The 21,304-nt window shown below is 64.1% G+C and carries 22 protein-coding genes; 15 read left to right on the top strand and 7 right to left on the bottom strand.

What is annotated here, in order from left to right; genetic code table 11:
• Nucleotides 1–10 precede the first annotated feature (10 nt).
• The 3 genes from MUU55_RS21735 to MUU55_RS21725 are packed head-to-tail and all read left to right on the top strand — an operon-like array spanning nt 11 to nt 2,577.
• Nucleotides 11–1,042: a proline racemase family protein gene (locus MUU55_RS21735; protein ID WP_244762872.1), complete on the top strand. Its 1,032-nt coding sequence runs from the start codon at nt 11–13 to the stop codon at nt 1,040–1,042.
• A gap of 5 nt (nt 1,043–1,047) precedes the next feature.
• Complete coding sequence (locus MUU55_RS21730; protein WP_244762871.1) at nt 1,048–1,806, top strand: SDR family NAD(P)-dependent oxidoreductase; 759 nt, start codon at nt 1,048–1,050, stop codon at nt 1,804–1,806.
• A 15-nt stretch (nt 1,807–1,821) separates the two neighbouring features.
• Nucleotides 1,822–2,577, top strand: a complete 756-nt coding sequence (locus MUU55_RS21725; RefSeq protein WP_244762870.1) for an SDR family NAD(P)-dependent oxidoreductase — start codon at nt 1,822–1,824, stop codon at nt 2,575–2,577.
• Between the two features lie 59 nt (nt 2,578–2,636).
• On the opposite strand, the gene MUU55_RS21720 is transcribed toward MUU55_RS21725, so the two are convergent.
• From MUU55_RS21720 to MUU55_RS21700, 5 genes are all read right to left on the bottom strand, one after another.
• Nucleotides 2,637–3,065, bottom strand: coding sequence for a DMT family transporter (locus MUU55_RS21720; RefSeq protein ID WP_244762869.1), 429 nt, complete (start codon nt 3,063–3,065; stop codon nt 2,637–2,639).
• Nucleotides 3,065–3,544, bottom strand: a complete 480-nt coding sequence (locus MUU55_RS21715; protein ID WP_244762868.1) for a DMT family transporter — start codon at nt 3,542–3,544, stop codon at nt 3,065–3,067. Before MUU55_RS21715 ends, MUU55_RS21720 begins: the two co-directional genes overlap by 1 nt.
• An 86-nt stretch (nt 3,545–3,630) precedes the next feature.
• Nucleotides 3,631–4,866 carry a DUF2325 domain-containing protein gene (locus MUU55_RS21710; RefSeq protein ID WP_244762867.1) on the bottom strand — a complete coding sequence of 412 codons (1,236 nt, stop codon included), beginning with the start codon at nt 4,864–4,866 and terminating at the stop codon, nt 3,631–3,633.
• 92 nt (nt 4,867–4,958) lie between these two features.
• On the bottom strand, nt 4,959–5,657 hold the full coding sequence (locus MUU55_RS21705; protein WP_244762866.1) for an LrgB family protein: 699 nt from the start codon (nt 5,655–5,657) through the stop codon (nt 4,959–4,961).
• Nucleotides 5,650–6,024, bottom strand: a complete 375-nt coding sequence (locus MUU55_RS21700; RefSeq protein WP_244762865.1) for a CidA/LrgA family protein — start codon at nt 6,022–6,024, stop codon at nt 5,650–5,652. The genes MUU55_RS21705 and MUU55_RS21700 overlap by 8 nt, the downstream gene beginning before the upstream one ends.
• A 222-nt stretch (nt 6,025–6,246) precedes the next feature.
• Between MUU55_RS21700 and MUU55_RS21695 the strand changes: the two genes are divergently transcribed.
• The 6 genes from MUU55_RS21695 to MUU55_RS21670 all read left to right on the top strand — a co-directional run bounded on the left by MUU55_RS21695 (nt 6,247) and on the right by MUU55_RS21670 (nt 12,034).
• Nucleotides 6,247–7,896 (top strand): ABC transporter substrate-binding protein, encoded by a 1,650-nt coding sequence (locus MUU55_RS21695; protein WP_244763134.1) that lies wholly within the window; start codon nt 6,247–6,249, stop codon nt 7,894–7,896.
• A 17-nt stretch (nt 7,897–7,913) separates the two neighbouring features.
• The gene (locus MUU55_RS21690) at nt 7,914–8,981 is read left to right on the top strand and encodes an ABC transporter permease (RefSeq protein WP_244762864.1); all 1,068 of its coding nucleotides are present in this window, start codon (nt 7,914–7,916) and stop codon (nt 8,979–8,981) included.
• Complete coding sequence (gene nikC / locus MUU55_RS21685; protein WP_244762863.1) at nt 8,978–9,895, top strand: nickel transporter permease; 918 nt, start codon at nt 8,978–8,980, stop codon at nt 9,893–9,895. Before MUU55_RS21690 ends, nikC begins: the two co-directional genes overlap by 4 nt.
• Complete coding sequence (locus tag MUU55_RS21680; RefSeq protein ID WP_244762862.1) at nt 9,892–10,725, top strand: ABC transporter ATP-binding protein; 834 nt, start codon at nt 9,892–9,894, stop codon at nt 10,723–10,725. The genes nikC and MUU55_RS21680 overlap by 4 nt, the downstream gene beginning before the upstream one ends.
• Entirely contained in the window at nt 10,722–11,474 is a 753-nt protein-coding gene (locus tag MUU55_RS21675) for an ABC transporter ATP-binding protein (RefSeq protein ID WP_244762861.1), read from the top strand. The genes MUU55_RS21680 and MUU55_RS21675 overlap by 4 nt, the downstream gene beginning before the upstream one ends.
• Nucleotides 11,475–11,536: 62 nt before the next feature.
• Nucleotides 11,537–12,034: a hypothetical protein gene (locus MUU55_RS21670; protein WP_244762860.1), complete on the top strand. Its 498-nt coding sequence runs from the start codon at nt 11,537–11,539 to the stop codon at nt 12,032–12,034.
• Nucleotides 12,035–12,049: 15 nt separating this feature from the next.
• On the opposite strand, the gene MUU55_RS21665 is transcribed toward MUU55_RS21670, so the two are convergent.
• Nucleotides 12,050–12,613 carry a pyridoxamine 5'-phosphate oxidase family protein gene (locus MUU55_RS21665; RefSeq protein ID WP_244762859.1) on the bottom strand — a complete coding sequence of 188 codons (564 nt, stop codon included), beginning with the start codon at nt 12,611–12,613 and terminating at the stop codon, nt 12,050–12,052.
• A gap of 131 nt (nt 12,614–12,744) precedes the next feature.
• Here MUU55_RS21665 and gcvA point away from each other — a divergent pair, with 131 nt between their 5' ends.
• Nucleotides 12,745–13,650 (top strand): transcriptional regulator GcvA, encoded by a 906-nt coding sequence (gene gcvA / locus MUU55_RS21660; protein ID WP_244762858.1) that lies wholly within the window; start codon nt 12,745–12,747, stop codon nt 13,648–13,650.
• A gap of 104 nt (nt 13,651–13,754) precedes the next feature.
• Nucleotides 13,755–14,459 (top strand): SDR family oxidoreductase, encoded by a 705-nt coding sequence (locus MUU55_RS21655; RefSeq protein WP_244762857.1) that lies wholly within the window; start codon nt 13,755–13,757, stop codon nt 14,457–14,459.
• Between the two features lie 44 nt (nt 14,460–14,503).
• Here MUU55_RS21655 and MUU55_RS21650 read toward each other — a convergent pair whose 3' ends face one another.
• Nucleotides 14,504–15,271, bottom strand: a complete 768-nt coding sequence (locus MUU55_RS21650; RefSeq protein ID WP_244762856.1) for an SDR family NAD(P)-dependent oxidoreductase — start codon at nt 15,269–15,271, stop codon at nt 14,504–14,506.
• A gap of 207 nt (nt 15,272–15,478) precedes the next feature.
• On the opposite strand from MUU55_RS21650, the gene MUU55_RS21645 reads away from it, so the two are divergent.
• The 4 genes from MUU55_RS21645 (at nt 15,479) to MUU55_RS21630 (ending at nt 21,280) form a co-directional block, all read left to right on the top strand.
• On the top strand, nt 15,479–16,669 hold the full coding sequence (locus tag MUU55_RS21645; RefSeq protein WP_244762855.1) for a GGDEF domain-containing protein: 1,191 nt from the start codon (nt 15,479–15,481) through the stop codon (nt 16,667–16,669).
• A gap of 183 nt (nt 16,670–16,852) precedes the next feature.
• Nucleotides 16,853–19,078 carry a methyl-accepting chemotaxis protein gene (locus MUU55_RS21640; protein ID WP_244762854.1) on the top strand — a complete coding sequence of 742 codons (2,226 nt, stop codon included), beginning with the start codon at nt 16,853–16,855 and terminating at the stop codon, nt 19,076–19,078.
• A gap of 146 nt (nt 19,079–19,224) precedes the next feature.
• On the top strand, nt 19,225–19,578 hold the full coding sequence (locus MUU55_RS21635) for a hypothetical protein (RefSeq protein WP_244762853.1): 354 nt from the start codon (nt 19,225–19,227) through the stop codon (nt 19,576–19,578).
• Nucleotides 19,579–19,711: 133 nt separating this feature from the next.
• Nucleotides 19,712–21,280: a hybrid sensor histidine kinase/response regulator gene (locus MUU55_RS21630; RefSeq protein ID WP_244762852.1), complete on the top strand. Its 1,569-nt coding sequence runs from the start codon at nt 19,712–19,714 to the stop codon at nt 21,278–21,280.
• The last annotated feature ends 24 nt before the right edge of the window (nt 21,281–21,304 follow it).

The raw sequence follows: 21,304 nt of genomic DNA, 5'->3' as shown, positions 1-21,304 counted from the left end.
AGGCGGCGCCATGCGCTTCGAAAAATCCCTCGATCTCCTGCTTGTCCATTGCCAGGGCGAGCTTGGTCATGTGCTGGTCGGTGGCGCACCGGATATTCCCGGCGCGACCATGCTCGACAAGATGAACCACATCAACACCGTTGACGACAGCCTGCGCCGCTTCGTCACCTTCGAGCCACGCGCCCACGTCGCCCAGTCGGTGAACCTCGTCGTCGCACCGACACGGCCGGATGCGGACGCGGGCTTCATCGTGCTCCAGGCCGACCGGGCACATCCGATGTCCGGCAGCAATTGCATCTGCGTCGTCACGGCGCTTCTCGAAAGCGGCCGTGTTACGATGCGGGAGCCTGAGACGCTGGTCCGCCTCGATACGCCGGCGGGCCTCGTGGTGGCGCGGGCGCGTTGCGACGCCGGACGCTGCCTTTCCGTCAGTCTCGACAACGTGCCGAGCTTTGCGGAGCTGCTGGATCACGAGATCGATACACCCTGGGGGCACATCAAGGTCGATATCGCCTTTGGCGGCGTCTACTATGCATTGGTTGATGTCGGCCAGCTCGGTCTTGCCATCAGGCCCGAAAATGCCCGGCTGCTCGCCGAGGCCGGTATCGAACTGAAGCGATTGCTTGCCGAGCAGGTGACGGTGCGACATCCGACGCTGCCCGGCGTCGATGAGATCGCCTATGTCATGTTCCGCGATCGCGAGCCGGATGGTGCCGTGCGGACGTGCACCACGCTCCCGCCCGGTCGGGTCGACCGGTCGCCTTGTGGCACCGGCAGTTCCGCAAACCTCGCTACGCTCTTTGCGCGGGGAGAGGTTTCGGTGGGCGACGTCCGTACGTCGCGCTCTATCATCGGCGGCGAGTTTCTCGCTGAAGTCATCGGCGATACGGAGGTCGGCGGACGCCGCGCCGTGTTGCCGCGGATCACGGGGCGCGGTTGTGTCTATGGTCGGACGGAACTGCGTCTTGATCCGGACGACCCGTTCGCCCGCGGCTTTGCGCTGTCGGATACGTGGGGCCCGCAGGTCGATCTTCTGAGGTAGCAAACATGGACAAGCCATTGCAGGGGCAGACCATTCTCGTCACCGGCGCTTCGGGCGGCATCGGTGCTGCTATTGTCGAGCGTCTGGCGTGGGAGGGCGCGCGGCCGATCATTCACTATGGGCGCGACGCAAGCAGCGCAGAGGCGCTTCTTGCCCGCATCGGCGGCAACGGGATGCTGGCGCAGGCCGACCTTTCTACGCCGGATGGCCCCTTCGCGCTGTGGCGGAAGGCACTCGGCACGGCAGGCCGCATCCACGGTCTCGTCAACAATGCCGGCATTCGCACGGACATTTCGGTCGAGGCGTCGCCGGAGGACTGGAAGGCCGCGTGGCAGCGGGAGTTCCAGGTCAATGTCTTCGCCGCTGCCGATCTCTGCAAGGAAGCCGTCCGTCATTTCACGGCCGAGGGTGGTGGTCGCATCGTTAACATGGCGAGCCGTGCCGGCCAGCGCGGCTATGCGGCCGATGCCATGCCCTATGGCGCGAGCAAGGCGGCACTGGTCAATCTGACCAAATCCATCGCCCGCAGTTTCGGTGCCGAGGGGGTCACGGCCATCGCCATCGCACCCGGCTGGGTGCGCACCGATATGGCCGAAGATTTTATCGCTACCCATGGCAAGCAAGCGGCCGTCGCCGATATTCCGATCGGTAAAATGGCGTCACCCGCCGAGGTGGCGGAGCTCGTCGCCTTCGTGTTGCGTCCGTCCCAGGCCTCGCTGAACGGCGCGACGCTCGACGTCAATGGCGGCAGCTATATCCGGTAGTCCAGGGAGGATTTCATGAAGCGTTTCGAAAACAAGGTCGCGATCGTTACGGGTGCTGGCGGCGGCATCGGCTCGGCCATCGCACGGCGGCTTGCCTCAGAGGGCGCGTTGGTGGTGGTGACCGATGTCAATGTGGAGGCTGCGGCGGTCGTGGTTCGCAGCATCGAGGCCGAGAGCGGCCGGGCGGCGGTAATCGCCGCCGATATCGCGAAGAAGGATGCCTGCCTTTCCCTCATCGAACAGGCCTTCGCGCTGGAGGGCCGCATCGACGTGCTGGTCAACAATGCCGGCATCAACCGGCGCGGCAACCTGCTCTCGTTGTCGGACGAGGACTGGGAGATCAGCTTCACCGTCAATCTGGACTCGATGTTCCATCTGTGCCGCGCGGTGTTGCCCCATATGATTGCAGCGGGCGGCGGTGCCATCGTCAACACCGCCTCGCAATGGGGACTCTACCCGGCGCCGAATCATATCGCCTACAACACGACCAAGGCTGCCGTCGCCGCCTTCACGCAGAACCTTGCCCGCGACTATGCGCCGGGCAGGGTGCGCGTCAACGCGGTCTGCCCCGGCGAAATCCATACGCCGATGCTGGAGGCTGGCGTCAAGCGCGCCGGCCGCACCATTGCTGATCTCGACAAGCTCGTTCCCTACGGCCGCATCGGCAAGCCGGAGGAGGTTGCCGCCCTCGTCGCCTTCCTCGCTTCGGAGGAGGCGGCGTTCATGTGCGGGTCGCTGGTGGAGATAACCGGCGCGCAGGCTGTCGCCTGACACGGGGCGTGATGGTTTTTGCGGTCTCCAACGCGCGTGGCGCGGCGACGTTCGGGGCGTTAGCCGCGCGGCCGGCGCTGCGCGACCAGCATGCCGGCCATGATGAGCACGACCCCGAGGCTCGAAAGCCAGAGCGACAGTTTTCCCGATTGCAGAAGGTCGATCGCAAGGCCGCAGACCATCTGCCCGCCGATGATGAGGAGGGCGGTGTTTACGGCGCCGATGCGCGCGACGAGCCAGCTGCTGAGTGCCACGAAGACGACGCCGATCGGGCCGCCGATATAGGCGTACCACGGTGCATCTGCCGCACTTGCTGGCCACAGGTCGCCGACGACCAGTCCAAGCACGGTGAGGGCGGCGAAACCGACCAGGTGGTTCCAGAAGGAGGCGATCAGCGGGGAAGTCGAAAGGCTGAGCCGGCCATTGAGCTGGCGGCTGAGACCGACGAAAAGGCCAGCGGCGCAGGCGATCAGGATGAACGGGCTCATCAGGCGAGGTTCCCGGCAAGAAGGATGAGCAGACTGCCGGCCAGAACGAGGGCGAGCGCTGCGAAATCACGGAGAGAAATGCGCCGCCGCGGCAGACCGAACAGGCCCCAGCCATCGGCGATCAGGCCGAAGAGCAGCTGGCCGGCAAGCCCGAGCGCAAGCGTGCCGGGTAGGCCGGCGGGCGAGTTGACGGCCATGGAGGAGAGCATGACTGTTGCCGCACCCGAGACCCCGCCGAGATAGGCCCAGAGCGGCGCGGGCGGCCGCGGCTCGAAAGGCTTTGGGCGACGGGGCAGCACGAGGAGAAACAGCAGCGCGGCGACCGTTCCCGTCGCATGGGCGGTCCAGGAGGAAAACAGCGAATTGCCGTACTGGGCGAGCGCACCGTTGAACTGCACCATCAGCGCCAGCAGGCCGCCGGTGCCGAAGGCTATGAGGAAGCCGAGCGGGTGGGCATGGTTCTGGGGCGTGGAATGCATCATCGGCCTCCTGATGGTGCCGACCCGATCGTCCGCACCTCCCGGCTCCTGTCAGCAAAGCGGCCGAAGATCAAGCCGGCTCTTCGCTAAAGGCGGCCATAGGCGCCGCCCGCGCCGGATATGGCCGCGAGGAAGCTTGCAAGGCCGGCCGAGCGCAGGGGGAGATAGGATTTTCCCTGCTCGCGGCACAGGCGCTTCACGAGGCCGACGGCCGCGTGGCTGATGTGATCGACCGGGAAAAGGATGGTCGCCGCCTGTCCGACAAGGGCGGGCAGCAGCGTCGTGCTGTCCTCCATGCCGCCGTCATGCAGAAGGAGATCGACATTCCGGTTTTCCGCACAGGCCCTGAGGTGATCGAACAGGTTGCGCCGGCCGCCGACATAGAGCACGGGGCCGCTTTGTTGGGGGATGACGTGTTTGGCGCCGTGACCATCCTCGGCGGCGATGATGGCTTCGAGCGTCTCGTTCTCGCGCAGGATCGAGTGTGACAGATCCTGCAACTGTTCGAGTTCCCGTTGCAGCGCGCCGTAGCGGTCCTCGGTTTCTTTCAGGCGCCGGGCGAGCAGGCCGGCGCGCGTATCCTCGGTATCGGCACGGCCGGGGAGGGCGATGTCTTCACTACGGGGGCGCTGGGCATGGGCCGCCAGCGCTTCTGCGTTGACGGCGCGCTCTTCCATCTGGCGGAGACGCTGCTGCAAGGCGATGCGCTCCTCGGCGGCGGCCTTCAGACGCATTTCCTGCCGGGCAGTCTTGTCCCGCTCGATGCCCAATTCCTTTTCCAATTGGGTGAGGCGGGCGATATCGAGGCGGCTGGCGCTGCCGACGAGATGCGAGAGCATGTGCACCTCGCCAAAAATGTCGCGCACGAGGGCGGGCGGCGTGGCCGGGTGGCTCATCAGCGCCCAGTAGGGGCCGGCAATGTCGCCACGGTCGAAGCTTTCGCGCCAGATGCACCGGAGTGCGGCCTCGTCCGCCTGCCGGGGAATGCGCTTGATGGCGGCTTCATGGCGCTTGTCGAGCGCCTTGTTGAGCAGTTTCGCCGCCTGGTCGCGCTGACCGGCAAGGCGCACGCCGCGGCCATGCAGGCTGTGATCGGTCGCTGTCTTCGCGTCCTCCTGGCCGGCCTTGAGCAGGATCTGGCGCAGTTCGCCGTTCGTCAGACAGGTGCCGATGATCGAGCAATGGAAGGTCGTGGGAATGTCCCAGGTCTTCAGACGCTGTGCCCCGGTCTTCTCTCCGATGACCTGCGCCTGACGGCTGGCGGGCGGAACAAGCAGCGAAACAGACGCGGCGGGTGGCAGAAGACGGGGCTGGGTCGGCATGGCGTATCCTTTTAACGTTATATCTCATGAAATATAACGATTGGGAAGAGCATGCGGCTACCGCGCAGGGCATTCGCCTTCGCCACCGGGACCTAGAGGAAGAGGTGCACGATCAGCGAGGTCAGGACAGCATTGAGGCCCATGGCTATGCCGGAAAACAGCCCCGCGACCGGATCGACGGAATAGGCGCGCGCCGTGCCGATGCCATGCGAGGCAAGACCGACGGCGAAGCCGCGGGCGCTGTAATCCTTGATGCGCATCGCATTCATCATCGGCGTGACGATGATGGCGCCGCAGATGCCGGTGAGCACGACGACGGCGGCAGTCAGTGCCGGGTCGCCGTTGAGGCCGGAGGAGATGGCCATGGCGACGGCCGCCGTGGTGGATTTCGGCGCGAGCGAGGCGACGACGGACGAGGAGAAACCGAAGAGATGCGCGAAGAACACCGTCGCGCCGACCGCGGTGAGGCTGCCGGCGATGAGGGCGGCCAGCATCGGCACGAGGTTGCTCTTCACCAACGAGAGCTTTTCGTAAAGCGGAATGCCGAGCGCAACGGTGGCCGGCCCGAGCAGGAAATGGATGAACTGCGCACCTTCGAAATAGGTCTTGTAATCGATGCCGGCGAGGCAGAGCACGATGGCGATGACGGCGATCGTCAGCATGATCGGGTTGAGCAGCGGATTGCCGGGACGCAGGCTCGCAATGGCGGTCGCGGCAAGCCAGACGACCAGCGTCCCCGTCAGCCAGAGCAGGGGGGAGGTGGCGAGATAGACCCAGAGTGCACTATTCATCGGCATAGCCTCCCGAAAGGCGCTTCACCAGGATGAACACCCAGACGGTCACCGTCAGCGTGATCACCGTCGACAGCAACACGATGGCGAGCAGCGCAAAACCCCGGTCGCGGATAAGATCGAGATGCTGGATGATGCCCACACCGGCCGGCACGAAGAGAATGCCGAGATTGGCGAGGATGGACCGCGACGTCTCCAGGGTCCGTTGATGCGCCGGCTCGAGCGTCTTCACGCCGCCCGTCAGCTTCAGCACCACGGCGATCATCGCCATGCCGATCACCGGACCCGGCACGAAGCCGCCGAGAAAGTAGGCCGCCACTTCGCCGATCAATTGAAAGACCAGCAGGATCGTTATTCCGACAAGCATGCGTTTCCCCTCGTTCCCTGTGCCCGGCGCGGCAGGGCTCCGGTCCATGGAAGGAGTAAAGGCGTTTTGCCGTGAAATCCATGGTGCTCGGACGGCTGTTTTTCATGGATGGGGACGGCTAGAAAGAGGGGTTGTCTTTCCCGTCAATAGTATGATTGACTTACGAAAATGACATCCGGACATCGGATGCCGAAGGTCATCGTCAACGAACGGGGAACGGAAATGAACAGGGAAACGATTTCGAGCCGCATGCGTCCGCTGCTTGCTGGTGCCGCCTTCTCGCTGCTGCTCGTCTCGGGCGGCATGGCGCCGGCTTTCGCCGAAACGCCGGCCGACACACTCGTCCAGGCTTGGGCGATCGACGATACGATCACGCTCGACCCGGCCGAATCCTTCGAACTGTCGCCGGCCGAATTCATCGGCAACGCCTATGACATGCTGGTGCGTCTTGATATCGCCGACACGACCAAGGTCAAGGGCGGCATCGCCGACAGCTGGACCGTCTCCGACGACGGCCTAACCTATACGTTCAAGCTGAAGCCGGGCATCAAGTTCGCTTCCGGCAACCCGGTCACCGCCGAGGATGTCGCCTGGTCCTTCGAGCGCGTCGTCAAGCTCGACAAGAGCCCCGCCTTCATCCTCACCCAGTTCGGCCTGACGGGCGACAATGTCGCGGAAAAAGCCAAAGCCGCCGACGAAAACACCTTCGTCTTCACCGTGGACAAGGCCTATGCGCCGAGCTTCGTGCTGAACTGCCTGACAGCCACCGTCGGTGCCGTCATCGACAAGAAGCTGGTGATGGAGCATGCCGAGGCCAAGACGCCGAGCGACGAATACAAATACGACACCGATTTCGGCTATGGCTGGCTGAAGACCAACTATGCCGGCTCCGGGCCGTTCAAGATCCGCGACTGGCGCGCCAACGAAATCCTCGTGCTGGAGCGCAACGACAATTACTACGGCGAAAAGCCCGCGCTCGCCCGCGTCATCTACCGCCACGTCAAGGAAAGCGCCACGCAGCGCCTGATGCTGGAAGCCGGCGACGTCGACATCGCGCGCAATCTGGAGCCGGGCGATCTCGACGCCGTTTCCAAGAACGCCGATCTGGCGACGACCAGCGCGCCGAAGGGCACGGTCTATTATATCAGCCTCAACCAGAAGAACGCCAACCTCGCCAAGCCCGAGGTGCGCGAGGCCTTCAAGTATCTCGTCGACTACGACGCGATCGGCTCAACCCTGCTCAAGGGCATCGGCGAAATCCGCCAGACCTACCAGGCCAAGGGCGTGCTCGGCGCGCTGGAGGCCAGCCCCTACAAGTTCGACGTGGCGAAGGCCAAGGAACTGCTGGAAAAGGCCGGCCTGAAGGACGGCTTCTCGGTGACCTTCGACGTGCGCAACACGCAGCCGGTGACGGGCATTGCCGAATCTTTCCAGCAGACCGCCGGCCAGGCCGGCGTGAAGATCGAGATCATTCCCGGTGACGGCAAGCAGACGCTGACCAAGTACCGCGCCCGCAACCACGATATGTATATCGGCCAGTGGGGCATGGACTATTGGGATCCGAACTCCAACGGTGAAGCCTTCACATCCAATCCGGACAATGGCGACGATGCGTCGGTCAAGACGCTCGCCTGGCGCAATGCCTGGGACATTCCGGAGCTGACGGCGCAATCCAAGGCCGCCCTTCTGGAGCGTGACAACGGCAAACGCGCCGAAATGTACCAGAAGCTGCAGCAGGAAGCGCTGGAGACCAGCCCCTTCGTCATGATCTTCCAGCAGATCGAAGCGGCGGGCCTGCGTGGCGCGGTGAAGAACTACAAGCTCGGTCCCTCCATGGACACGAATTTCCTTGCCTCCGTGACCAAGCAGTGAGCTGAAGGACAAGCTCCTTGAGCGCTGTTGCAAGTCAGAAGTCTGCAAGGCGCGCCAAACGGCGCGCCTTTGCGAGGCTGAAATCGGTGGCGGGTTTCCTCGTGGTCGTCGCCACCACCTATCTCGGCCTGCTCGCCGTCACCTTCTTCATCGGCCGCGTGGTGCCGATCGATCCGGTGCTGGCGATCGTCGGCGACCGGGCGCCTGCTCATGTCGTCGAGCGCGTGCGGCTGGAGATGGGGCTGGATCTGCCCTATTACCAGCAGTTCTGGCTTTATATGAAAGGCGTGCTCAGCGGTGATTTCGGCACCTCGGTGCTGACGACCAATCCCGTCATGACCGATATCCGTCGGGTTTTTCCTGCGACGATGGAACTTGCCAGCGTTGGCACGATCATCGGCGCGCTGATCGGCGTTCCGCTTGGCGTGCTCGCCGCTGTCCGGCGCGGCAGTTTCACCGACCAGGTGGTTCGCATCATCGGCCTCGTCGGCTATTCGGTACCGATCTTCTGGCTCGGCCTCTTGGCGCTGCTCGTGTTCTATGCGCGTCTCGGCTGGGTTTCCGGCCCCGGCCGCATCGACGTAGTGTTTGAGTATACGTTCACGCCCGTAACCGGCTTCTTCCTGCTCGACGCGATTCTCAACCGCGACTGGGCGGCCTTCCGGGATATCGTCTCGCACATCATCCTGCCGGCCTCGCTGCTCGGCTATTTCTCGCTCGCCTATATCAGCCGCATGACGCGCTCCTTCATGCTGAACGAACTCGGCCAGGAATATATCGTCGCCGCCCGCGCCAAGGGCCTGTCGGAGACCCGCATCATCTGGGGCCATGCGCTGCGCAATGCGGCGGTGCCGCTGGTGACCGTCATCGCGCTGTCCTATGCCGGCCTGCTCGAAGGCTCGGTGCTGACGGAGACCGTCTTCGCCTGGCCGGGCCTTGGCCTCTACATCACCAATTCCCTGCAAAACGCCGATATGAACGCGGTGCTCGGCGGCACCATCGTCATCGGTTCCGTCTTCATCGCCATCAACCTGCTCTCCGACGTGCTCTACCGCATGCTCGATCCCCGAACGAGGTCCCGATGAGCGAGGCCACCATGACCCGCCGCGAATGGCTCCTGACCGACCGGCCGCAATCGCGCCTGCAGGCGAGACTCGGCCGTGCGTATGTTGCCTGGCGGCGGTTTACCGCCAACAAGCTCGCCGTCATCGGCCTTGTCATCATTCTCGGCCTCGTCTTCCTGGCGATTTTCGCGCCGCTGCTGGCACCCCATTCGCCCTATATCGGCGATCTCGCGAAAGCGCGGCTGCTGGCGCCCGGAGCAGGGCATTGGCTCGGCACGGACGATCAGGGCCGCGACATCCTCTCGCGCCTCATCTACGGTTCGCGGCTGACCTTGCAGGTCGTGCTTTTGGTCGCGGTCATCGCCGCGCCTATCGGCCTCCTCGTCGGCACGGTCGCCGGCTATGCGGGCGGCTGGGTGGACGCGGTGCTGATGCGCATCACCGATATCTTCCTCGCTTTCCCGAAGCTCGTTCTGGCGCTCGCCTTCGTCGCCGCGCTCGGGCCGGGCATCGGCAATGCCATCATCGCCATCGCCATCACCTCGTGGCCGCCCTATGCGCGTATCGCGCGCGCCGAGACGCTGACGGTGCGCAATTCCGATTACATTCAGGCGGTGCAGCTGATGGGCGCATCGCCCTGGCGCATCGTGCTGCGCCATATCATGCCGCTCTGCATTTCCTCGCTCATCGTGCGCGTGACGCTCGACATGGCGGGCATCATCCTTACGGCGGCCGGTCTCGGCTTCCTCGGGCTCGGCGCACAGCCGCCGCTGCCGGAATGGGGTGCGATGATCGCGTCGGGCCGCCGCTTCATCCTCGATCAATGGTGGGTGGCCGCCGCTCCAGGTGTCGCCATCCTCATCGTCAGCCTCGGCTTCAACCTGCTCGGCGACGGCCTGCGCGATGCGCTCGATCCGCGCGGGAGCGGCCAATGAATGCGCTTCTCAACGTCGAAGACCTGCGCGTCACCTTTCCGACGCGCACGGGTGTCATCGAAGCGGTGCGCGGCGTGTCCTTCACGCTCGGCCGCGAACGGCTCGGTATTGTCGGCGAAAGCGGATCCGGCAAGTCGCAGACCGGCCGTGCCATCATGGGCCTCACCGCCGACCACGGCGTCATCGATGCCAAACGGCTGGACTTCAACGGCATCGATCTTCTCACGGCCTCAAAGGCTGAGCGGCGCGCGCTGCGCGGCAAGCGTATCGCCATGATCCTGCAGGATCCGAAATATTCCCTGAACCCGGTCATGACCATCGGCCGGCAGATCGTTGAGACGCTGCGCGCCCACGAGCCGGTCGGCAAGGCCGATGCCCGCAAACGCGCGCTCGACATGCTTGCCGCCGTGCAGATCCGCGATCCCGAACGGGTTTTCGATCTCTACCCGCACGAAGTCTCCGGCGGCATGGGCCAGCGGGCGATGATCGCCATGATGCTGATCGCCGGCCCCGAACTGCTGATCGCCGACGAGCCGACCTCCGCGCTCGACGTGACGGTGCAGCTCGACGTGCTTGATATCCTCAACCGGCTGGTCGCCGAGCGCGGCATGGGGCTGATCTTCATCTCGCATGACCTGCGTCTCGTGTCGTCCTTCTGCGACCGCGTCATCGTCATGTATGCCGGCCGCATCGTCGAGGAGCTGCCGGCGGCAAAACTCTCCGAGGCGCAGCATCCCTATACGCGCGGCCTGCTCAACTGCATGCCTCAGATCGGCGCGGACCGGCACCCGTTGCCGGTGCTCGACCGCAAACCGGAGTGGAGAACATGACGCCGGCTCTCGCCATCGACGGCCTCAGCGTCGAATACGACGACTTCGTGGCGCTCGACGATGTCAGCCTGACGGTCGCGCCGGGCGAATCCTTCGGGCTGGTCGGTGAATCCGGCTCGGGGAAGTCGACGCTGTTGCGCGCCGTTGCCGGCCTTGCGCCCGTCTCCTCCGGCACTATCACCGTCGATGGCCAAAAGCTCGGAGCCAAACGTGACAAGGCTTTCTACCGCAAGGTTCAGATGGTCTTTCAGGACCCCTATGGCTCGCTGCATCCGCGCCAGACGGTGGATCGGCTGCTGCTGGAGCCGCTGGCGATCCATGGTTTCACTGGTACCGAAGGCCGCATCATAAGGGCGCTTGATGAGGTGGGACTGCCCGCGAGTTTCCGCTTCCGATACTCTCATCAGTTGTCCGGCGGCCAGCGCCAGCGCGTGGCGATTGCCCGCGCGCTGATCCTCGAACCCTCCATCCTGCTGCTCGACGAACCGACGTCGGCGCTCGATGCCTCGGTGCAAGCGGAGGTGCTAAACCTGCTCGAACAGCTGCGCGCCACCCGCAACCTCACCTTCGTCATGGTCAGCCACGACCTCGCCGTCGTCACGCATATGTGTGACCGGCTGATGGTCATGCAAAGCGGCCGCACCGTGGAAGAGCTCGCTTCCAGCGACCTCGCCGCCCGCAGGGTGACGCAGGATTATACGCGGGGCCTTCTCACGGCGAGCGCGGGTTTTCGGCGCGATAGTGCTTAAAGCGGTTTGCCGCCGGAGGCCTGCATGCTAGGCAGGCGGCACTTTTTGACCGGATGAAGCCGATGACCGTTTCTTTATACGCCGACGCTATCGCGGAGCTGCGCACCCTGTTTGCAGAGCTGGACCGCAATCCCGACCTCTTCCAGACCTTCGACGTGCGTCTGGAACTGGCGGCTTCCGGCAGTCTCGTCGTCTACGAAACGAAGCGCCGCAAGGGCCAGACGGACAGCCTCTATTACGGCCGGCCGGGTGCGGACGATGCCAATCGCCAGATTTCGCAGGCCGCGGCCTTCGCCGCCATCGACCGCTTTTTCGCGCTCGGCCAGTTCATTGCCCTGACGGGCGAGGGCGGGCAGGCGCTCGATACGCAATACCCGCACTGCGCCGTCAATTTCTCCTATCGTAAGAAGGGGCACCCGGCGGCACGCTCCATGCTGATGGTCTTCGTAGGGTTCAACGACGAGGCGGATGCCGCGGCCTATGTCGCCAAGTCGGAAAACCCCGCGGCCTTCATTTCCCGGCGTCCATATACTTCGGCGAAGGCTTACGAATGGAAGTGACGCGTTAGCGTTCGTTCACGGCGCAAGCCACGCGCCGCGCCAAGTCGCGCCATCCCGATCGAAGGTGCAGCGGATATGGTGTTCCGAGGACAGGTCGAGCCATTCTAGCCGGTTCAGCCTCACCGTCACGAGCGCAAAACGCTTGTAGGGCTCTTCATTCAATGGTTCGCCGGCCTGCAAGGGCTGGCCGTTGTCGTCGAGAATGGATCCCGGCGCATGCGGCGCGCTGAACAGGATCAGCGTTCTCTCCCGAAGCGACTGCCACATCTCCAGCCTTTCCGCTTCATCGTCGCTGATTTCGGCTTCACCGGAAAGGCGCAGCTGAACCGACGCGGCCGGATCGAAGCCGACAAGGGCGACGCGGGGATCGTTGCGGATCTCCTGGATTTTCGGCGAGCGCATGTCGGTGACGAAGGACAGCGCTCCTTTGGTGGCATCGCAGCGCCGCAGCACGATGGTGCGAAGCTGCGGCGCGCCGTCGAGCCCCGCTGTGGCGAGCTGGAGGAAATTGAACGGCGAGCGGCTGGTCGCGGCAGCCCCGAGCTGGTCCCAGATTTTCGCCAGAAGGGTTTCCGTCACGCTTTGCTCCGCTGTATGTGTTTGCGATTTTCTAGCATGCGGTCCGCGTGCTGTCGAAAGAGTTCCTCTTTTCCCATGCGATAGAAAATCTGCTACGAGGGCGAACCACGTTCTCGTTCCGGATTCCCGTCATGGCCGACCGCATCGGAAAACTGCCCTCTCTCAATGGGGTGCGCGTCTTTGAAGTCGTGACGCGGCATCTGAATTTCCGGCTCGCGGCGGAAGAGCTTGGCGTGACGCAGGGCGCGGTGGCGCAGCAGATCCGTGGGCTCGAGGCGGAACTCGGCCTGAAGCTTTTCGAGCGCCACCCAAGAACCCTGGCGATGACAGAAGCGGGGCGCAGCTATGTCGGCAGCATCCGCCGCGCGTTCGAACTGATCTCCGAGGCGACGGAGACCCTGCGGCCCGAGCCGCAGCATCTCACCATCAGCGTCACCCCGACCTTTGCCTCGAAATGGCTGATCCCGCGCCTGCCGGAATTTACCGCAGCGCATCCCGACATTGACCTGCGCATCCTCGCCACGGATAGGATCGCCAATTTCCAGACGGATGCCGTCGATCTTGCCGTGCGCTACGGCCGCCCGCCATTCGGGCCCGGCCTGCAAGCCGATCTGCTCTTCGAACACGTCGTGATCGCGCTCGGCAGTCCGCTGCTCATCGACAAATTCGGCGCGCCGGAATTGCCCGACAATCTCGCCCGATACGCCCTGCTGCACGACGCGCATAATTTCTGGCCGCAGTTCCTGGAGCTTGCCATGGGGCAGGCCGCGCCGGTCATGGCGGCGAAGAACATCCGCTTCAACCAGACCTCGCTCGCGCTGGAGGCCGCGATCGGCGGGCAGGGGCTGGCGCTCGCCAGCAGCTTCTTCATCGAGGAGGATATCGCGGCCGGCCGTCTCGTGCCGCTGTTTGGCACGCAATTGCGGGTCGGGGTGGATTTCTACGTCGTCGCGCCGCGAAAATCCCGGCACGCCGCCTCGGTCCATGCCGTGCGCAACTGGCTTCTACAGGAGAGTGCGGCATTCAAGGGGACTTAAACCGATAGATTTTCTACAGGAAGAACGGTGCATTTTTGTTTGGTCGCGGATGGGGTCGCCGTGCCAGAATGCGGGCAAGCAATCATTCGGGAAAGGATCATCCGATGGCAGAACAGAAGGTCGCATTGATCACCGCCGGCGGCAGCGGCATGGGCGCGGAAGCCGCACGACGGCTGGCGGCGGATGGCTTCAAGATCGGCGTGCTCTCGTCGTCCGGCAAGGGCGAGGCGCTGGCGGCGGAATTCGGCGGCTTCGGCGTCACCGGTTCCAACCAGTCGAACGACGACCTGAAGCGCCTCGTCGATGGCGCCATGGAGCGCTGGGGCCGGGTCGATGCCCTGGTCAACAGCGCTGGCCACGGCCCACGCAAGCAGATCCTCGAACTGACCGACGAAGACTGGCACGCCGGCATCGATGTCTATTTCCTCAATGCCGTGCGCCCGACACGTCTCGTGACGCCGATCATGCAGAAGCAGAAGTCCGGTGTCATCATCAACATCTCCACCGCCTGGGCCTTCGAGCCGAGCGCGATGTTCCCGACCTCGGCCGTCGCCCGCGCCGGCCTTGCCTCGTTCACCAAGATTTTTGCCGACACCTATGCGGCCGACAATATCCGCATGAACAACGTGCTGCCCGGCTGGATCGACAGCCTCCCTGCGACGGAAGAGCGGCGCGATGGCGTGCCGATGAAGCGCTACGGCACGAGCCAGGAAATCGCCGCGACGATCTCATTCCTCGCCTCCGACGGCGCGGCCTATATCACTGGCCAGAACATCCGCGTCGATGGCGGCATCACGCGCGCCATCTGATGCGCTGAGAGGTGACGGCGCCGTGGAGGCGCCGTCATCAAATGTCAGATGGCGGTGAAACCGTTGTCGACGAAGAGATGCGTGCCGCTGACGAATTCCGACTCGTCGCTTGCCAGATAAAGCGCCGCGCGCGCGATATCTTCGGGCTCGCCGATGCGGCCCTGCTGTGCGGCGAGCGCTGCATCCGAGACATCGACGCCGTAGCGGTTCAAGGCTTCTATTTCACGGTTGCCGTGCGGTGTGCGCACGAAACCGGGGCAGACGGCGTTGCAACGGATGTTGCGGTCGCGGAATTCGACGGCGATGGCACGGGCAAACATGTGAACGGCACCCTTTGTCGTGCCGTAGAGCACCTCCATCGGCGTCGCCGCCACGGCCGAAATCGAGGACGTGCAGACGATGGAGCCGCCGCCGCGCGCGATCATGCCCGGCAGCACGGCGCGCGTGACGAGGAACATCGACCGCACATTGATCGCCGTCAGCCGTTCCCACTCCTCAAGTGTTGTTTCGAGGAAGGGTTTCACGATGATCGAACCGGCATGGTTGAACAGTACGTTGGCCGCGCCGTAGTGGTCCTCGACTTTCTTGATGGCGGCGATGACGGCAGCCTCGTCGGAAACGTCGGCCATGAAAGCCTGGGCATCGCCGCCGTTGGCACGGATGTCGGTGGCAGTCTCCTCGGCGGCCGCCAGGTTGTAGTCGACGATCGCGACGCGCGCGCCCTCCCTGGCGAAAAGGCGCGAGGCTGCTCCGCCCATGCCCGTCGCGCCGCCGGAAATGATTGCCGTTTTTCCCTCAAGTCTGCCCGCCATGGTCATCTGTTCCTTCAGGTTCCGGATAGGGCGGTCTTTCTAAGCCGCCGGGATTTAACCCGCGCAGATTCCTCGTCTTCTCGCCGCAGGAGTCAATGGGGCGGCGCAATCGTGTCCCGTTTGGCAAGGATGCCTTGCAACTTTAGGCACTTGTTCAGTATTCTTGCCTAACGTCAGGCAATCATTCCGCATACGGGGACTTCGACGATGACCGTCGTGACGCTGGACCAGGTGGAGCGCCAGAGGGCGCGGGGTTTCCGCTTCCTGCGTTTTTCCCCCGAAATCGAGGCGTGTTTCCGTAAGGAATATGCCGCCGAGCGGGTGCGGCTCGCCGTGATCTGGGGCATTGTCGGCACGCTGATCTACGATCTCGTCTATTTCGGCGACCGGACCATGATGGCGGATGTCTTTTCCGACCTCGTCACGGCACGTTTCTTTATCTTCACGCCTTTCGTAATCGGCTGCATCCTCGCGGTGCGCCGCTGGCCGAACGCGGCTCTTTATGACGGGCTTGCGGTCGCCATTGCCGTGCTCGGCGTCACGCTGCCGATGGCCGTCGCCGTCCATAGCGACAGCCCCTATCTTTTTGTCTACCAGAACGGCAATTCCGCCGCGTTTCTGTTCTTCGTCATCGCGCTCCGGCCGCGCTTCCCCGCGCTTCTCGCCGGCCTTGCGCTGATGTGCGCCTCGCATTTCACCACGACGTCGCTCACCGGCGCTTTCGATGCCGTCACCTATTCGGGCATCATCACCTTCTACGTGACTCTGTCCATCTTCCTCGCGGTGAGCGCCTATTTTCTCGAGCAGAAAGACCGGCAGAATTTTTTGAATCAGCTGCGCGGTGGCCTGCTTTACGAGCAGCTGGAGCACAAGGCCGACCGCGACGAACTGAGCGGTCTCCTCAATCGTCGCTCGCTTTCCCGCGTCCGCGATGCGGTGTGGAGCGGTGCCCCGACCAGCGTCGCGGCGATCCTGCTCGATATCGATCACTTCAAGCGTTTCAACGATGTGCACGGCCATATCGAGGGCGATGCCTGCATCCGTGCCATTTCACAGAGCATTCACGGCGCTGCGGACAAGGGCGCCCATGTGTTCCGCTTCGGTGGTGAGGAAATGCTGGTGCTGTCGGTGGGCCAGTCGTCCTTGCAGGCCCTTGCGCAGGCCGAGCGCATCCGCAAGGCGATCGAAGCCCTCGCCATTCCGCATCGTGGTCTGGAGGATAGCTGCGTGACGGTCAGCCTTGGCGTTGCGCTGGCGTCTCCCACGGAGGTTACCTTAGAGCGCCTTCTGCAGGATGCGGATGCCGCTCTCTATGAAGCCAAGCGCAGCGGACGAAACACGGTGGCGCTGGCCCCGGGACTGGTCCCACCTCTTCGGAAGGATTGGGTCGCGGCCTGACGACCGGATACAACCGTCGCGTTCTAGGGATTTGCGAAACGTTCCGTCTGCAAAACCGATGCGTGGCCGGCGGTCTAGCCTGATTTCCCGTAAAAATTTTATTACTTATTAAGTTAAATACCGCAGCGTCAGGGCATCCAACTGCAACCATCGCCGGTATGGCGGCGAAACAGGATCCACCCCATGGCCTCAACTTCCGCTGCGCGTTCGAAATCATCCCGCTCACTGGCCGTCAAGTTGCTCTCCGTCAGCGCTGTCGCCATTGCCTGCGTTCTGGCGCTGACCTTCCTCGTCGTCATTCTTCAGGTGCGCGAACGCACCGTGGCCATCACACTCAAGCAGGCGGAAGCAGAGGCCGAGGCGACGGCACAGGCGATGAGCGGCAAGATAGACGCGCTTTCCGGCGCCACGCGAAGCCTCGCGGGTCTCATCGAGCGTGGCGTTGCCGCCGGCAAGCTCGACCGGGCCATGATCACGACCATGCTGCCGGCGCAGGTCGAAAAATTCGATCTGGTCTTCGGCGCCTGGATCGTCGATACCGAGCAGGGCCTGGATGGCAAGCTCGGGCCGAAGGATGACGCAGTCCAGGGAACCAATGCGGACGGTGTCTTCACGCCCTACTGGGTCCGTGGAGCAAGCGGTATGGAGCTGATGCGTCCCACCGTCGACCGCAACGCGGAGTATTACCGCCTTGCCGCCACGAGCCAGAAAGGGGCTGCGACTGAGCCCTACGAGGAGCCTTCCGCCAACAATCTCCTGATGATGACTGTCACGCAGCCCATCATCGTCGATGGGCGCCTTGCCGCGGTCACCGGTCTTGACGTCGCCCTCGGTTCACTGGCGGACTCGCTCAAGACGGAACGTCCCTTTGGGGAGGGCCGCGTCTACCTGCTTTCAGGCACCGGCAAATGGCTGGCAGCACCGGATGCATCGCAGGTGATGAAGGAGTATGCGGCCGAAGGCACCGATCAGGTGAAGGCGGCTCTCGGCGATGGCAAGACCGTGACGCTACACGATGTCGTCGGCAGCGATGGCGGCTCGGTCTATCGCGTCGTCTATCCGTTCGACCTGCCGGGTCTCAATGCCCGCTGGGCCGTGGCGGTCGATGTGCCGGTCGCGGCGGTGTCCTCCGTCGTCAATGACCAGACGAAAATCCTCGTGATCGGCGGCGTCTTCATTCTGGCCGCGGTCATCGGGGCGTTGCTGCTGGCGGTGCGCACTTTCGTGCAGCGGCCCATGGCCTCGCTGCTCGGCGACGTCGCGCGCATGTCGGAGGGCCAGCTGGAGCAGCCGGTCGCCGGCCAGGAACGCAGCGACGAGATCGGAAAGGTTGCCGTCGCTCTCGAAGCCTTCCGCCATCGCCTCGACGCTGGCCGCCGCCTCGAGGCCGCCAGCGTCGAACAGCGTGAACTGAGTGAAAACGAGCGGCGGCAGACCGAGGCAGAGCGTGCCCGCGGCGCCGAGGAGCAGCGCAAGGTCGTGGAAGCACTCGGTCGCGGCCTTGCCAATCTCTCCCGCGGCGATCTCACCTGCCGCATCACGGAGGCGTTCCCGTCATCCTATGTGGAACTGCGCGACAACTTCAACGACACGATGGACAGCCTCGAGCACACCATTCTGCAGCTCAACCAGACGGTCCAATCGCTGAATGCCGGTATCGGCGAGATCAGCCGCAGTTCGGACAATCTCTCTCGCCGTACGGAGCAGCAGGCCGCAAGCCTGGAGGAAACCGCTGCTGCCATGAACGAGATCGCCGAGCAGATGCACACCAGCACGCGCAATGCCGGCGAAGCTGCGGCAAAGGTCGACGAGGCCTGTTCGGATGCCGACCGTTCCAACGCCGTCGTGCGCAAGGCGATCACTGCCATGGAAGGTATCGAGGATTCCTCGAAGAAGGTCAGCCAGATCATCGGCGTGATCGACGAGATCGCCTTCCAGACAAATCTTCTGGCGTTGAATGCCGGCGTTGAAGCCGCACGCGCCGGGGAGGCCGGCAAGGGCTTTGCCGTGGTGGCGCAGGAGGTGCGCGAGCTTGCGCAACGCTCCGCCCAGGCGGCCAAGGAGATCAAGACGCTGATCTCCGCTTCCAGCGCGCAGGTTCAGGAAGGGGTTTCGCTCGTCGGCGAGACCGGCGGTGCGCTGACACGCATTGCCGAGCAGATACTCTCGGTCAACAAGCTGATCCAGGATATTTCGGCGTCTTCGCGCGAGCAGTCGTCCGGACTTCAGGAAATCAACGTCGCCGTCAACAATATGGATCAGGTGACGCAGCAGAATGCCGCGATGGTGGAGGAAACCACCGCTGCCGCGAACCTGCTCAACGAGGAGGCGCAGGGTCTGCGCGACATGGTGATGCGTTTCTCCGTCAGCAACGACGGCGTGGTGCAACACCGGCGTGCCGCCGCCTGAGATGAAATCGGTTGTCCTGCGGGTGCCGTCGTGCGCATTCGCGGGGCGAGCGTTTCCGGTCGTTGAAACCTGGCTGAAATACGCGGCACAAATGGTTGAAACCGTCGTCTGGCAAAGTGTCGGCAGATCAAGGAGAGGATCATCCGATGTTTGCAGCCATTCGACCCGTCTTTACCCGCGCCCTCGTCCTGGGCGTTGCCTTGGGTTTCGCCGCGCCCGTCTTCGCGGCAGAGGGCACCAAGCTTTTCAACTTTGTCCGTGAGAACGAGGAGATCGTCGCGGCCCTGACGCCAGAGGATGCGGTGCTCGGCGAGGACGCCGGTGCTATCGGCAAGGCGTTGCACGATCGCGGCACGATGACGGTCTGGCGCTATGCCGTGCGCAAGGCGGAGGATGGCGCGCTGGAGCACGCGCCGCTGGCAAAGATCAGCCTGTCGGCGCAGGGTAATTTGCGGGTCGAACCCTACGCCACGCCGCTGCGCGTGGTGCCTTTGCAGTAAGCCTGCCTGCACCGTCCGTTCGGCGCCTGAAACACAAGCGAAACACTTGCCGGCTAGTCTTCCGTGACCCCGCCACCATTCCGTGGCAAACCCGGTTCTTTCGGGCGCGCCCGGCTTCCCGGAAGGACTGCGCATGAATACACCGTCGGAGTTCCGTGAACTTGAAGCCTATCACGCGGCGGTGGTTCGCACGGCGCTCGACGGCATCGTCGTCATCGACGGTGATGGACTTGTGGTGGATTTCAACCCGGCGGCGGAAGCGATCTTCGGGTACGACAGAAACGCCGTCATCGGCGACCCCATCGCGGACCTGATTATTCCGCCTGAACATCGCGCCGCGCATGAGCACGGTCTTTCCACCTATCTTGCGACAGGCGCCGGTCGTGTGCTCGGCAAGCGGCTGGAATTGCCGGCGATGCTTTCGACGGGGGAGCTGATCCCCATCGAGCTCGCCATCACGGATGTCACGCTCGGCGGCCGGCGATTGTTTGCTGCCCATATCCGCGACCTGCGGGCAGCCCGGCGTGCCGAGGCGGAAATCCGCGAGCAGCGGAACGCGCTCCATCAGAAGGAAAAACTGGCGGCGCTCGGCTCGCTTCTCGCAGGCGTCGCCCATGAACTCAACAATCCCCTGTCGATCATCACCGGGCAGGCGTTGATGATGCGCGAGGCGATGGAAGAGCGAACCGTCGCCGACTGGAACGGTCTCGTGCGCCGCTGCGAGCGCATCTCGACGGCGGCCGACCGTTGTGCGCGCATCGTGCGCAGCTTCCTCGACATGGCGCGGCAGCGTGAGGCGGAACGCACGCCGACGCGGTTGGAGACCGTGGTGAACGAGGCCGTCGAACTTCTTGGCTATACGATGGGTGCCGCCGGCATCACGGTGGAACGCCGCTGGGCGCAGGACTTGCCGGTGCTGGCGCTCGATTCCAGCCAGATCCATCAGGTCGTGCTGAATCTGCTCGTCAACGCCCAGCAGGCGCTGGAGCAGGGGGGCGGTGTGGACCGAAAGATCACGGTTGGTATTGCTGTCGATCGGGCAGAAAGCGCGGTTTCGCTCACCATCGATGACAACGGTCCCGGCGTGCCCGAGGCCATCCGCAGCCGTATCTTCGATCCGTTCTTCACCACCAAGCCGCAGGGGGCGGGCACCGGTATCGGCCTTGCGGTATCGAAAGGGCTTGTCGAGGCTCATGGCGGCAGCCTGATGCTCGGCGACGCGCCCGGCGGTGGAGCACGCTTCATCATCCGGCTCCCTTGTGAAGCGGTGCAGCCGAACGAGGCGGAAAGCGCCCGGCCGGCGGCAAAGGCGGATCGGCCGGCGCCCGACCGACACCTTCTGGTGGTCGATGACGACGTGGCGATCGCCGAACTACTGGCGGAGATTGCCGGACGCCTCGGCTACGCCGTCACCGTCACCCATGGCGGAAACGAGGCGCGGGGCCGGATTACCGCGCGGGGTGGCGAGTTCGACGCGATCCTCTGCGATATCCGTATGCCCGCCGGCGATGGCCCCGGCCTCTACGACTGGCTCCAGGAGAGCCATCCGGCACTGGCCGGGCGGATCGGCTTCGTGACGGGCGACACCCTCGGACCGCTCGCCGGCCGCTTCCTCGCCCGCTCGGGCTGTCCGATGATCGAGAAACCGTTCACGCCCGGCGATATCGAGGCTTTCCTTGACGATCTGACGACGCCGCGCTGAAACAGTTGAAACATGCCGGATCGA

This window comes from Shinella curvata (genome assembly GCF_022899935.1).
GTDB classification, from domain to species: Bacteria; Pseudomonadota; Alphaproteobacteria; order Rhizobiales; family Rhizobiaceae; genus Shinella; species Shinella curvata.
Note: the sequence above shows the minus strand (reverse complement) of the source record. Positions and strands in the feature narration are given on the sequence as shown.